The sequence below is a fragment of the Aquimarina sp. RZ0 genome, assembly GCF_008370685.1.
In the GTDB taxonomy this organism is placed as follows: domain Bacteria; phylum Bacteroidota; class Bacteroidia; order Flavobacteriales; family Flavobacteriaceae; genus Aquimarina.
Window position 1 is genome coordinate 37638 of record NZ_VTZU01000002.1, and the last position, 13467, is coordinate 51104.

Annotated in this window: 12 protein-coding genes; 4 read left to right on the forward strand and 8 right to left on the reverse strand. The window is 33.0% G+C overall.

Translation table 11 applies throughout. The features are described 5' to 3' along the window. Window positions 1–89: 89 nt before the first annotated feature. Together mnmA and F0000_RS01025 are read right to left on the reverse strand one after the other, a co-directional pair. A complete protein-coding gene (gene mnmA / locus F0000_RS01020; RefSeq protein WP_149622835.1) occupies window positions 90–1277 on the reverse strand; it encodes a tRNA 2-thiouridine(34) synthase MnmA in 1188 nt (395 codons plus the stop codon). A 142-nt stretch (window positions 1278–1419) separates the two neighbouring features. Beyond that, entirely contained in the window at window positions 1420–2106 is a 687-nt protein-coding gene (locus F0000_RS01025) for a toxin-antitoxin system YwqK family antitoxin (protein WP_149622836.1), read from the reverse strand. 248 nt (window positions 2107–2354) lie between these two features. Between F0000_RS01025 and F0000_RS01030 the strand changes: the two genes are divergently transcribed. Next, the gene (locus F0000_RS01030) at window positions 2355–3362 is read left to right on the forward strand and encodes a fasciclin domain-containing protein (protein WP_149622837.1); all 1008 of its coding nucleotides are present in this window, start codon (window positions 2355–2357) and stop codon (window positions 3360–3362) included. Window positions 3363–3428: 66 nt separating this feature from the next. Here the strand turns inward: F0000_RS01030 and yidC are convergent, their stop codons facing one another. From yidC to ruvX, 5 genes are all read right to left on the reverse strand, one after another. Next, window positions 3429–5309, reverse strand: a complete 1881-nt coding sequence (gene yidC / locus F0000_RS01035) for a membrane protein insertase YidC (protein WP_149622838.1) — start codon at window positions 5307–5309, stop codon at window positions 3429–3431. A 106-nt stretch (window positions 5310–5415) separates the two neighbouring features. After that, the gene (locus tag F0000_RS01040; protein WP_149622839.1) at window positions 5416–7050 is read right to left on the reverse strand and encodes a CTP synthase; all 1635 of its coding nucleotides are present in this window, start codon (window positions 7048–7050) and stop codon (window positions 5416–5418) included. A 210-nt stretch (window positions 7051–7260) separates the two neighbouring features. After that, a complete protein-coding gene (locus F0000_RS01045) occupies window positions 7261–7680 on the reverse strand; it encodes a DUF5606 domain-containing protein (RefSeq protein WP_149622840.1) in 420 nt (139 codons plus the stop codon). A 109-nt stretch (window positions 7681–7789) separates the two neighbouring features. Further along, window positions 7790–8380, reverse strand: a complete 591-nt coding sequence (gene def / locus F0000_RS01050; protein WP_149622841.1) for a peptide deformylase — start codon at window positions 8378–8380, stop codon at window positions 7790–7792. Window positions 8381–8809: 429 nt separating this feature from the next. Continuing rightward, a complete protein-coding gene (ruvX, locus tag F0000_RS01055) occupies window positions 8810–9220 on the reverse strand; it encodes a Holliday junction resolvase RuvX (protein WP_149622842.1) in 411 nt (136 codons plus the stop codon). A gap of 126 nt (window positions 9221–9346) precedes the next feature. Here ruvX and F0000_RS01060 point away from each other — a divergent pair, with 126 nt between their 5' ends. The 3 genes from F0000_RS01060 to F0000_RS01070 all read left to right on the forward strand — a co-directional run bounded on the left by F0000_RS01060 (window position 9347) and on the right by F0000_RS01070 (window position 12223). Further along, complete coding sequence (locus F0000_RS01060) at window positions 9347–10162, forward strand: 2,3,4,5-tetrahydropyridine-2,6-dicarboxylate N-succinyltransferase (RefSeq protein ID WP_149622843.1); 816 nt, start codon at window positions 9347–9349, stop codon at window positions 10160–10162. 75 nt (window positions 10163–10237) lie between these two features. After that, window positions 10238–11314 carry a glycosyltransferase family 9 protein gene (locus F0000_RS01065; RefSeq protein ID WP_149622844.1) on the forward strand — a complete coding sequence of 359 codons (1077 nt, stop codon included), beginning with the start codon at window positions 10238–10240 and terminating at the stop codon, window positions 11312–11314. Window positions 11315–11452: 138 nt separating this feature from the next. After that, complete coding sequence (locus F0000_RS01070) at window positions 11453–12223, forward strand: glycosyltransferase family 2 protein (RefSeq protein ID WP_149622845.1); 771 nt, start codon at window positions 11453–11455, stop codon at window positions 12221–12223. Window positions 12224–12455: 232 nt separating this feature from the next. Here F0000_RS01070 and F0000_RS01075 read toward each other — a convergent pair whose 3' ends face one another. Next, window positions 12456–13076, reverse strand: coding sequence for a hypothetical protein (locus tag F0000_RS01075; protein WP_149622846.1), 621 nt, complete (start codon window positions 13074–13076; stop codon window positions 12456–12458). Window positions 13077–13467 lie beyond the last annotated feature (391 nt).

The window sequence follows — 13467 nt, forward strand, 5'->3', positions numbered from 1 at the left end:
ATTATATTCTGACTACAACCAATATAATTTAATTATAAAAAACAACTTTATTCTTCACACTCTTTTAAGGTTTATTTAACCTCCCAATTTTAAGAAATCACGCCAGACCCTACTAATTCATCATCAATATACCAGGCAACAAATTGTCCTTCGGTCACAGCACTTTGCTTCGTTTGGAAAACTATGTACATTCCGGTATCTACTTTATATAAGGTAGCAGCATCCAGTGGTTGTCTATATCGTATTCTAGCTTGCACCTCTAATTCCTGATCCAGCTGTAAAGCAAGATCTTCTCGTATCCAATGCAATTCTGAATCATTAATAAAAAGTGCTTTTCTGTACAGACCTGGATGGTTTTTTCCTTGTCCTGTATAGATTACATTTGTCTTTACATCGGTTTCGATAACGAATAGAGGTTCTGGTGTTCCTCCTACAGCCAGTCCTTTTCTTTGTCCTTTTGTGTAATAATGTGCCCCTTGATGCTTACCCACTACTTTTCCATCGGTGATATTGTAACTAAATTTTGAGGAAAAAAATTCTAATTCTTCTTTTTTAGATCCAAAATCCGGCACTATACGTTTATATCTTTCTTCAGATTGAGAAACCTCTATAATATCACCTTCTATTGGTTGTAATTTTTGTTGAAGAAATTCTGGCAATCTGACTTTACCAATAAAGCAAAGTCCCTGAGAATCTTTTTTATCTGCTGTAACAAGATTTTGTTCTTTGGCAATTACCCTTACTTCGGGTTTTAATAATTCTCCTACGGGAAAAAGGGTTTTTGCCAATTGTTCCTGCGATAATTGACATAAAAAGTAAGATTGATCTTTATTAGGATCTTTTCCCGCTATGAGCCGATGAACTTCTTTGCCATCTTTTATAATAGTATCTTTTCTACAGTAGTGACCAGTAGCGACATAATCAGCCCCCAGAGACATCGCAATTTTCATAAAAACGTCGAATTTTATCTCACGATTACATAAAACATCAGGGTTGGGAGTTCTTCCTTTTGCATACTCATCGAACATATAATCAACTATACGTTCTTTATACTCTTCGCTAAGATCTACTGTCTGAAAAGGTATTCCTAATTTTTCTGCAACTAACAATGCATCATTACTATCATCTAACCAAGGACATTCATCAGCTATAGTTACAGAATCATCATGCCAATTTTTCATGAATAAACCAATGACCTCATACCCTTGCTCTTTTAATAAATATGCTGCTACACTAGAGTCTACACCTCCTGATAATCCTACAATTACTCTTTTCATCAAAACTAGGTTTATTAACTATACGCCTCTAGACAAATGCTATATAGTACTCTTTAATTTTTTACAAAAATACTAAATAAAAAAAGCAATGCTTATGCATCGCTTCAAGGTTTTTTTTATGGATTTATTCTAAAAACTGATCTTAAGAACCTCTTTTTTGAATCGGAAATACTTTTTCTTCAGATAATTTCCCATTTTCATAATATTTCCAGAGTCCATCTTTTCTTCCCCTTTTATAGAAACCTTCGATCTCTAATTTTCCTTTTGTATCATAATACTTGGTAGGTCCGTGTAGTTTATCATTTTCATAAGTAAATTCTTTAATCATTATACCCTTTTCAGAATACATCATACTTTTGCCATGCTTTTTACCGTGATTATAAGAAGTTTTCTCAGTAAGTTGACCATTCTCAAAGTATGTAAGCTGTTCTCCTGTTAGTTTTCCAGATACATACTCTTCCTTCATCATTACCTTTGAAGAATTTTTGTGATAATATTTCCATACTCCAACCCGTTCTTTACCGATCATTTTTCCTTCACTAATTACCTTACCATTATTTGTGAAATATTTTACATCTGCGGTATCCGTATTCTTAGAAAATAACTTGATAGCTGTAGGTTTTGTTCCTCCTTTAGGTTTATAAAATTTAAATTCTCCAATTTCTTTACCGTGTTCAAACGTCCCTTCGTATCGTAACTGATCTGTATTTTCGTATTTTTTTTGCCACTTCCCATGTCTTTTCCCATTTTTATCAAAAGCATTATACTCCTGCGCAAAACTCGTAAATGAGCTAATTATAAAAATGTAGAATAAAAAATTACTTCCCATGATAAATTCAATTTATATATAATACTTTTCCAAAAAGCATGCCAAATTAATCATAATATAGTTGAGTCCAGAGCTATTTATGAATATTATAAAACTTACAAAATAAATATTAAAATTTTCAGAACATTTATCTAATTACTTCAAAAAAGCAATCAATTAACCATTATTTAACACACACTTAAGGAATAACAAAACCCTTATCTCGTTTTCGGCTTTGAACAAAATTTTAATTTTTAAAACTCGAAAACATGAAAATTATTTCAAAAATCACTAGAATTACTACCATTCTTACGCTTACAATTGGTATGTATTCTTGTAGTGATGATGATGACGGAAACGTTGTTGTTGCGCCTACCCAGTCAATTGCAGAATTTGTAGCCAGTCAGAGTAATTATAGTTCTCTCAAAGCTGCTTTGGATCTTACTGAACTTACTCCTATTCTAAGTGGAACAGAGCAATTTACAGTATTTGCACCTGATAATGGTGCATTTACCAGCTTTCTTACTGATGCCGGTTTTGCCGATTTAAGTGAAGTAGATACCGATGAAGAAATTGCGCTTGTAAAAAGTATTTTATTAAATCATGTCGTGAATGGAAGTAATCTTTCTGCAACATTAAGTACAGGGTATATCAATACACAGGCAACATATGGTGATACTGTGGATCAATTCCTGAGTATGTATCTTACTGTAGAGAATAATACAGTAACTATCAATGGAGGCTCTTCTGGAGAGAACACTGGTGCTGTTGTTAGCCAGGCAGATATTATAACCACTAATGGAGTGATTCATGCTGTGGATGCAGTAATTCAACTTCCTAAGGTTACTACTTTTGCTACTGCTGACCCTAATTTTTCAAGACTTGTAGAAGGATTAACGGCTTATAGTTTTGAGTATGTTACTACGCTGGAAGGTGCAGGTCCTTTTACGGTACTGGCTCCAGATAATGCTGCATTTGATACTTTATTAGACTCCAATGCAGACTGGAATGCTACCAGTGATATTCCTGAAGCAACATTAGAGACTGCCTTGAACCTTCATGTTATAAGCGGTTCTAATGTAAGAGAAGGAGATCTTACTGATGGAGAAGTTACTACATTAGGTGGTAATATTGCTGTAGACACTACTAATAATACTATAACCGACGGATCTGATCCAGCGATTTCCAGTACCATAGTTTCTACTAATGTTCAAGCAACTAATGGTGTGATTCATGTAATCGATACCGTTTTATTATCTGCTATATCAAACAGATAAACCATTATAAACCCGGAATACAATTGTAAAAAAAAGCCTGTTTTATTATTAAAACAGGCTTTTTTATTATTTTTTAGCTTTCTGCTGTTCTGCTTGCTCCATCAACTCTTTCATCTTCTTCTGAAACTTCCCTTGTTTCTTTGGCTTTTTCTTATTTTCCTGAATCTTAGCATGAATTTTATCTTCATTTATAATTACATTTTTAATAACTAACATAATTCCGATAGTAATCAAGTTAGAAATAAAATAATATAAAGATAATCCACTCGCATAATTATTAAAGAAAATTAGCATCATCAATGGGGACAAATACATAATAAATTTCATATTAGGCATTCCAGGTTGCTGAGTTTGCATGGTCTGACCTGTAGTCATCATCATATAAATAAATATGGCGATAGATGCCAATATTGGAAACAAACTGATATGATCACCATAAAAAGGTATCTCGAATGGCAATTGTGCAATCGTATCATAACTTGATAAATCACTTGCCCACAAAAAGCTTTTCTGTCTTAGATCAAATGCACTTGGAAAGAAATTAAATAACGCGTAAAATACCGGGATCTGCATCAAAGCTGGCAGACATCCACTCATAGGACTTGCTCCAGCTTTACTGTATAATGCCATCGTCTCCTGTTGCTTCTTCATCGCATTATCCTTATATTTCTCATTGATCTCTGTAATCTCTGGTTTTAGCACCTTCATTTTTGCCTGAGACACATAAGATTTATAGGTTACGGGAGATAATACAATACGAACGATTACCGTCATCACTACAATAGCAATTCCATAGGGTAAAAAACCACTCAAGAAACCAAAAAACGGAATAAATAAATATTTATTAATAACCCCAAATATCCCCCATCCCAGTGGTACGACTTCATCAAGATTACGCTCATATTTATTTAAAATCTTATAGTCTGTCGGTCCATAATACCAATCCATGTTATAGTTCAACTCTCCTCCTTGAAGTTCTAAAGGAATAGAAGCTGAAAACTCTTTGGTTATTTTAATATCTTTATCATCTAAATCACTGGAGTTTGCTATATTTTTTGATGTAAAAGAAGCAGTCTTAAATGGGGTATCTGTTAGCAATATAGAAGTAAAAAAATGCTGCTTAAATGCTACCCAGCTTACATCTTCTTCTGTATCATCTGCAAACTCTCCCTGCCCTAAATAATCATCTTTACCCTCCTCGTATTCGTACAAAACTTCAGTATATCTGTTTTCATAAGAGGCACTTTTTGCATGTCTAAATGCTTGTAATTTCCAATCCAAATTAATAGCTTGACTACTATTGATCACCTGTTGTAACCCTTGAGAGCGTATGGAGAAATCCACCATATATTCATTCGGTTTCAGTTCATATCGATATTCTAAAAACTTAGACTCCGAAACTTTTAATTTCATTGATAAAATGGTGTTATTTCCATTTTTAGAAACAGCAGGTTCAAAAAATAAATCTTTAGTATTTAAATTTCTATTATCAGTAGTTCCAAAATTAATATTAAACGAAGCATTCTTACCATCCTTGATAAGATATACAGGAACAGAATCATGGGTTTTAAAGTTTTTGAGTAAAGCTTCCTGAATATAACCACCTCTATTATTAATTTTTAAACTTAAAACTTCATTTTCTATTTTAGTAAAATTGTCTACGGCAGACGGCAAACTAGCAGCATATGAAAAAGCACCCAATTGCGATTTTGCTGCTACCATAGCTAGTGAATCTTTTGGGTTTACAACAATTGCCTCATTTTTTGTTACAAGATCTGTTGTGGTATCTTTTTCGTTTTTTTGTGCTGCATTAATCTGCTCTTGTTTTGCTTTTTCTGCCTCAATTTCTTCTGGTGTTTTTTTATTAAAATAAAACATTCCAGCCATGATGGCAAAAATAAGTATGAATCCAATTATTGAATTAAGGTCAAATTTCTTTTCTTCCATTGATATGATTGATATGTGCATAAAAAAGCCTTCACCTGATGATCCAGAAAGGCTTTCTAAATTATATTACTTCTTTTACTGTCAATTATCTAGCCAGTTACTATCCTTATGCCACTTTGGCACTTTTTTTGTTTTTAGAATACTTTACTGAAGCTTTTACAAAAGCTACAAAAAGTGGATGCGGGTTTGCTACTGTACTTTTATATTCTGGATGGTATTGAACTCCTACAAACCAAGGGTGTTCCGGGATTTCTACAATCTCTACCAATCCCGTTTTTGGATTTATGCCTGTTGCAATTAGCCCAGCCTTTTCTAGTCGCTCTCTATATGCATTATTATACTCATAGCGATGACGATGACGCTCTGTTATCAATGTTTCTTTATATGCTTCAAATACCTTGCTATCTTTAACCAGTTCGCAATCCCATGCACCCAGCCTCATTGTACCACCCATTTCTGTAATATTCTTCTGTTCCTCCATTAAGTTGATCACTGGGTGAATAGCATTTTCATCTACCTCTACAGAAAATGCATTTTCCAGACCAATCACATTACGCGAGTATTCTATTACAGCCATTTGCATGCCCAAACAAATTCCAAAGAAAGGAAGATTATTCTCTCTTGCATATTGAACTGCTTTAATTTTCCCTTCTATCCCTCGTTCTCCAAACCCCGGAGCAACTAAAACACCATCCAGATGTGCTATTTTTTTTGTAATCGTATCATCATCAATATATTCTGAATGTATACTTTCTACATTTACTTTTACTTCATTTTCTGCTCCCGCATGAATAAAAGCTTCAAGAATTGACTTATATGAATCTTGAAGTTCTACGTATTTACCAATAAGCCCGATAGTAATCTCACATTTTGGGTTTTTATGTCTTAACAAAAAATCATTCCATTTATCCAGATTAGGCAAATCATCATCCCTTAGCACTAATTTCTTAAGTACTACAGTATCCAAACCTTCTTCCAACATTAAATTAGGAACATCATAAATAGTAGAAGCATCGATCGATTGTATTACTGCTTCTTCTTTCACATTACAAAATAAAGCTAATTTTTTACGCAGATCATCAGACAATTCATGTTCTGTTCTACATACCAAAATATCTGCTTTTATACCACTCTCCATCAACGTTTTTACACTGTGTTGTGTTGGCTTGGTTTTTAATTCACCCGCAGCAGAAAGGTATGGGATTAATGTAAGATGAATCACCAGCGTATTAGAATCTCCAAGCTCCCATTTTAATTGTCTAACTGCTTCTATATAGGGTAAAGATTCTATATCCCCCACAGTTCCTCCTATTTCGGTAATTACGATATCATAATTACCACTTTTTCCGAGAATCTGAATTCTTTCTTTTATCTCATTTGTGATATGTGGCACAACCTGAACCGTTTTTCCCAGAAACTCGCCACGTCTTTCTTTTTCTATGACACTCTGATAAATACGTCCTGTAGTTACATTATTAGCCTGAGAAGTAGGTGTGTTTAAGAAACGCTCATAATGACCTAAATCAAGGTCTGTTTCTGCTCCATCATCGGTTACATAGCACTCTCCATGTTCATAGGGGTTTAGTGTTCCCGGATCCACATTAATATATGGATCAAGTTTCTGAATTGTAACTCTGTACCCTCTTGCTTGTAGTAATTTTGCCAGAGAAGCTGCTATAATTCCTTTTCCTAATGAAGAAGAAACACCTCCTGTTACAAAAACGTATTTGGTATTAGCCATGTAAACTTAACTATTTGTCGTTGTATTTAAATTTTGCGCAAAAATACGAAGAAGAACCCAAACAGTACATTGAAAATATGGCAATATTTACAGAAGTTATTTATAATTCTTAATCAGCATAAAAAACTGAAAATGAATTCATAAAAGAATTATCAACAAAAAATCCCATCTCGTAAAGACAGGATTTTTACTATTGACCGGCAACATCTTCTATTCTTCTTCTTCAGAAGTTACTTTTTCTGGTTCATTAAAATCTGTAATTCCTTTGGATTGCAATATATTATACCACTGTACTACCTTCTTCATATCACTAACATATACTCTGCCTTCATCATAATCAGGCAATACTTCTCTAAAGTATTTTTCTAAAACAGCTTTAGGTTCTTTATGATTTATAGCCTGCTCTCCTCCTTCTTTTTCCTGAATTCTTTTAAAAATTTCTCTTAAGGGTACTTCTTCTGAAAAAGTGTATATCGCAATCTCACTAAGAATGCTAACATTATGACGAATACTTACTGATAATTTCTTTCCATCAGCTAATGATTCTGCAACAAACCCACTACGTGTTTGTGTTTTCAGTTCGTAAAGACCTGGTTTTCCTGAGATTGATAATATTTTGTCTAAGCTCATATATATATTTTTCAAAGTTGGTAAATATCCAACGTTAATTAAAAAAATCAAACATTGACCAACATTAATTATGTATTATTTAACCTATTCGTAAGGTATTTTATTTTTTTTAGCGCCCTTTTTTTACTTGCGGAAATCTCATTCTATACTCCTGATTAATTTTACCCTTAGAAATATTTGTAAGTTTTCCTTTGATCAAACGCTTTTTTAAGCTGGATAGTTTATCTGTAAACAAAATTCCTTCAATATGGTCATACTCGTGCTGTATCACTCGTGCTGCCAAACCACTGTACACTTCTGTGTACTCTTTGAAATTTTCATCAAAATAATGAATCTTGATGGTATCTCTTCTAAACACATCTTCTCTAACCTCGGGGATACTAAGACAGCCTTCACAAAACGCCCACTCTTCGCCAGTTTCTTCTAGCATAGTAGGGTTGACAAAAACTTTTTTAAATCCTTCTAAGGTTTCTCTTTCTGCATCAGACAAATCTTCATCTTCAGAAAAAGGTGTTGCATCTACAATAAATAACCGTATTGATAGTCCTATCTGTGGAGCGGCCAGTCCTACTCCGTGAGCATTATACATGGTCTCAAACATATTGTCAAGCAGTTCTGACAATTTAGAGTAATCCTCACTAATTTCTTTTCCTTTTTTCTTTAATACAGAATCACCGTATGCTACAATGGGTAAAATCATATAATTGGATAATGAATATTTTTTATTTTATAATATACTAATTTATACATTTTTTGAAGCAGTCATCCTATTCAAAATAAATAGTGCAATCAACTCTTTTGCTTCTTTCAAAATTTTTTAAAACTCCCTAATCTTTTTTAAATTTTCATATTTCATGAAATTAATCAAAAAAACATACTTACTTGCTGCTGTCATAATAAAACTAAACTCTGAGACAAACTCTATCCATATATATCATAAACAGCCTGCTCTATGGTTTACTACCGCAATAGAACATTTTATAAACTATCTCTCTCTCTCTCTCTGCATACACCAGTTTACTATCCAGAAATTGTAACGCTAATGCAACACATTAATTAGCAAACTAAACTCCTTTGATCTTATCTTTAAATCCATAACTGAAGAATAGTATTCGTCATACAATATCCCTTATAAATTATAAAGATAATCCTGAAGTATGATAGTGGCACTAATCTGATCAACCAACGCTTTATCTCTTCTTTTCTTTTTAGAAATACCACTGGCAAGCATCGTATCAAAAGCCATCTTAGAAGTAAATCTTTCATCCATTCTTTTTACAGGAATATCCGGAAAGGTTTTATGTAATTTTTCTAAGAAAGGTCGTATGACCTTTTCAATCTCCGAAGCTTCTCCGTGTAATCGTTTTGGCTCACCAACAATAAAAAGCTCTACCTCTTCTTTGCTCACATACTCTTGTAACCAAACCAATAACTCTTTGGCTGCTACCGTAGTTAATCCAGAAGCAATAATCTTAGACTCATCGGTAACTGCTACTCCACATCGCTTTTCTCCATAATCAATTGCTAAAATTCTTGCCATAATTACTTTTTTGCAAAAGTATGATATTATTATAAAACCACATCAATTATTAAGAGTAACCAAAAATATTTATTCTACCTATATTTTTAAAAGTAAGCTGTTATCTTTACCAAAATTTTTTAATAAATGAATCAACTAAAAGAAACCATAGAAAAAGCTTGGGATAATAGAGAGCTTTTAAAAGAATCAGACACTCAGGATGCTATAAGAAAAGTTGTAGACTTATTAGATGCTGGAGAATTACGTGTTGCAGAACCAATAGAAAACGGATGGCAAGTAAATGAGTGGGTCAAAAAAGGGGTTGTTTTATATTTTCCTATTCAAAAAATGGAAACTCTAGAAGCTGGTATTTTTGAATATCATGATAAGATTCCGTTAAAAAAAGGATATAAAGCTAAAGGAATCCGTGTGGTCCCAAATGCTGTTGCCCGCCACGGAGCGTACATCTCTCCTGGAACTATTTTAATGCCAAGTTATGTTAATATTGGCGCATATGTAGCTGAAGGCACTATGGTAGATACCTGGGCAACTGTAGGTAGCTGTGCTCAAATTGGAAAAAACGTACATTTAAGTGGTGGCGTTGGTATTGGTGGTGTTTTAGAACCATTACAAGCTGCTCCGGTCATTATAGAAGACAATGCATTTATTGGATCTCGTTGTATCGTTGTGGAAGGCGTTCGTGTAGAAACTGAGGCTGTATTGGGAGCAAATGTTGTATTAACTGCTTCTACAAAAATTATTGATGTTACCGGCGAAACCCCTGTAGAAAGAAAAGGAGTTGTCCCAGCCAGATCTGTAGTGATACCAGGAAGCTATACCAAAAAATTCGCTGCAGGTGAATATAATGTTCCCTGTGCGCTGATTATTGGTAAGCGCAAGGAGAGCACTAATAAAAAAACCTCGCTAAACGATGCGCTTAGGGAGCACGATGTAGCTGTATAATGTTTACAACTAAAATATGCATGCGTGTGAGCTTGTCTTTTTGACAAGCTCACACTTTTAATCAATATCCAGGAAATGAAGATATTAGTCATTCAACAAAAAATGATCGGAGATGTACTCACTAGCACTATTATTTGTGAAGCATTGCAGAAAAAATATCCCAACAGCAGTATTGATTACCTTGTAAACTCCAGTACCATACCCGTTCTTCTGGAAAACCCTTTCTTTACCAATATAGTTGAATTCAAAAATGAGTACAGAAACAGTAAAAAAGCATTTTATGCTTTTTTAAAAAAAATAAAATGCTCAAAATATGATCTTGTAATTGATGCCTATGGAAAACTAGAAAGTAATCTGATTGTTTACTTTTCAAAAGCTCCAAAAAGAGTATCTTTTTATAAGTGGTATACTCAATTTTTATACTCTAAGGTCATCCGCAGGAAAGCTGAGCCTATTACAAATGCCAGTACTGCTATAGAAAACAGGCTTCGTCTGGTCTATCCCGAAAAAGATATTATTTCTAATATGGTTAGCCCTAAAATATTTTTAACTGAAGAAGAAAAAAATAGTTCTAAAACATACCTGGAAGCAAATAGAATTGAAAGTTCAATACCATTGATAATGATTAGTGTTCTAGGTAGCGGTATAACCAAAACATTGCCTTTTGAGTATATGGCAGAAGTAATCGATAACATCGTAATTACCACTGAAGCTACTATTCTCTTTAACTATATCCCTAATCAAGAGAAAGATGCCAGGGCTATTTATAACCTGACAACAAAAAACACACAAAAACATATTCGATTCAATGTTTTTGGGAAGAGTCTACGTGAATTTATAGGTATTTTATCTCATTGTAATGCTTTGATTGGAAATGAAGGTGGTGCTGTAAATATAGCGAAGGCACTAAATATACCAACATTTACAATTTTCTCTCCCTGGATTATTAAAAAAGACTGGAATATGTTTGAAGATAGCGTAAAACATGATTCTGTTCATTTAATTGACTTTAAACCAAGTTTATACGGAAATAAAACTCCAAAACAAATGAAAGATAAAACACTGGAATTGTATCAACAATTCTCTACAGAATTAATCATCCCCAAACTAAATACGTATCTAAATCAAGTTAAAAAACTACATAAAACATAAAATCACTTCATGAACTCGTCCTGAGTAGTGGTTTTCAACAGAAAAGTTTGGCTTTTGTAGGTCAAAGCATTACTCAAGATGAGTTCCATTTTAAAAAACTACTTTTGCATAAAGAGTAAACAAAATACACCAATAATAATGATCAAGCTCTCTGGAGTAATCATCACTTATAACGAAGAAAGAAAAATTGAAAAGTGCCTGGCATCACTTGAACACATAGTTGATGAGATTATTGTCGTCGACTCTTTTTCTACTGATAAAACCGAAGAAATTTGCAAGAAATATAATGCAACGTTTATTCAACAAAAATTTCTGGGGTACAAAGAACAAAAAAACTTTGCAATCCATCAAGCTTCGTACGATTATATTGTTTCCTTAGACGGAGATGAAGCATTATCAACAGAACTAAGAGAGTCCTTGCTTAGATTAAAATCAAATTGGAATTACGATGGTTATTATACCAATCGATATAATAATTTTTGTGGGCAATGGATCAAATATTCAGATTGGTATCCTGATAAAAAACTCAGAATATTCAAGAAAGGAAAAGGAGAATGGAAAGGCATCAACCCACATGATTCTTACAAATTATATAACCCAAAAAGCTGTGGAAAATTAAAAGGAGATATTCTACACTGGAACTATCCCAACTATAGTGCATACAATCGGCAAATAGAGAAATTCTCTACAATTTCTGCTCATTCTTATTACAAGCTGGGAAAGAAAGCAACTCTTTGGAAGATAGTATTCAACCCTTCCTGGGCATTTTTTAAAGCTTATATTTTGAGATTAGGATTTCTGGATGGTCTTAACGGATTCGTTATTTGTATCCAAACAGCAAATCTTACCTTTCTAAAATACACTAAACTAAGAGAGATCACTAAAAATCAAACTCTCAAATCTAAATAAATTCTCCCATAAAAATCCATATTATACTAGTTCTTAGATGAAATTACCCCTAGTTGAATTAAAAAAGAAATGATTTCAGTAGGTAATTTTATTTGAGAATTGAGTTACAACGCGCAGAACAAAATGTTCAAAAAACAATATATCCTACCTGAAATCAACAATAGTTTCTCATATAGAAAAGGAGACACGTACATGCCTCCTTCTTATAACAATTGTAGTACAAGTATTTTTATTACTCTACTTTTTTAACAAATATTTTCACATCTATAACTCCATAACCAGACTGCTCTCTATTACTTATACCCACAATTTTGTATCCTGCCAAGCAATTATACCTATGATATCTATTTACATTTGGATTCTGAGTTATCCAACCCGTAGATATATTTCTCTGACTTATCAACCTGGCATCAACTACACCATATCCATGTTGTTCTTTTATCTCAATACTGGTAGCATAATCATTTCTACTTGAAAAAGACTTTTCTTTAACACTCCCTCTATAATTTGTTGTCGTCCAATCGGTCTGAACCAAAGCATTATTTTCTGTTCTTCCAATCATAGACATATTTATAATTCCGTATCCTGATTGTTCTCTTACTTTTAGACCAATTGCATTAGGATCTAATCCCGAAAGAAAATGAGAATTGCGTTCTGCTCCTCTAGGATTATTGGTCATCCAGGGAGCCCAATATCCATTAAAATTTTTAGAAGCTGCTTCTTCTTTATCATCTACAACAACAGTTTCAAAAACTACTTCCAGAGGTGACACCTCTTCTTCTTTTTCACAACTAAAAAGTGTAAATACAAGTGTAGCGGACAAAATCAGTGCGTTTTTTTTTAATAAATTCATAGTTTTAAAAATTGTTTAGAAAAGTGAATAAAAATTAAATTCTTAATCAAAAATAGCGACAACAATGCTGTTATGAGCCATTACCAATGATAACAAATCATAAAACCTAAAGAAAAATAACAACCTTAAGTTAATTTAAAAATAGGTGAAAATTCCCTTTTTTTTATATCTAAAAACAAGCATTCAAAACACAACAATTCTTATCTAGCTAAACAACAAATACTTATTTCTTTTCTGAATCTAATCGTATTTTTAACAAAAGTTTTGAAGATTATAAAAATGTAAAATAAAAACGATAGGTTTTTTTGTATATCAACTAGTATCTGGTCGGAAATACAGTAAAATTAAATTTGTATCTTTTTGCGAAATTTTGATTTATTTTTAATTTCTT

Excerpts from the sequence above, each read along its gene's own strand:
- F0000_RS01025 (WP_149622836.1), bottom strand. The coding sequence starts at position 2,106 with ATGGGAAGTAATTTTTTATTCTACATTTTTATAATTAGCTCATTTACG.
- mnmA (WP_149622835.1), bottom strand. The coding sequence starts at position 1,277 with ATGAAAAGAGTAATTGTAGGATTATCAGGAGGTGTAGACTCTAGTGTA.
- F0000_RS01060 (WP_149622843.1), top strand. The coding sequence starts at position 9,347 with ATGAATCAACTAAAAGAAACCATAGAAAAAGCTTGGGATAATAGAGAG.
- F0000_RS01030 (WP_149622837.1), top strand. The coding sequence starts at position 2,355 with ATGAAAATTATTTCAAAAATCACTAGAATTACTACCATTCTTACGCTT.
- F0000_RS01070 (WP_149622845.1), top strand. The coding sequence starts at position 11,453 with ATGATCAAGCTCTCTGGAGTAATCATCACTTATAACGAAGAAAGAAAA.
- F0000_RS01065 (WP_149622844.1), top strand. The coding sequence starts at position 10,238 with ATGAAGATATTAGTCATTCAACAAAAAATGATCGGAGATGTACTCACT.
- F0000_RS01075 (WP_149622846.1), bottom strand. The coding sequence starts at position 13,076 with ATGAATTTATTAAAAAAAAACGCACTGATTTTGTCCGCTACACTTGTA.
- def (WP_149622841.1), bottom strand. The coding sequence starts at position 8,380 with ATGATTTTACCCATTGTAGCATACGGTGATTCTGTATTAAAGAAAAAA.
- yidC (WP_149622838.1), bottom strand. The coding sequence starts at position 5,309 with ATGGAAGAAAAGAAATTTGACCTTAATTCAATAATTGGATTCATACTT.
- F0000_RS01040 (WP_149622839.1), bottom strand. The coding sequence starts at position 7,050 with ATGGCTAATACCAAATACGTTTTTGTAACAGGAGGTGTTTCTTCTTCA.
- F0000_RS01045 (WP_149622840.1), bottom strand. The coding sequence starts at position 7,680 with ATGAGCTTAGACAAAATATTATCAATCTCAGGAAAACCAGGTCTTTAC.
- ruvX (WP_149622842.1), bottom strand. The coding sequence starts at position 9,220 with ATGGCAAGAATTTTAGCAATTGATTATGGAGAAAAGCGATGTGGAGTA.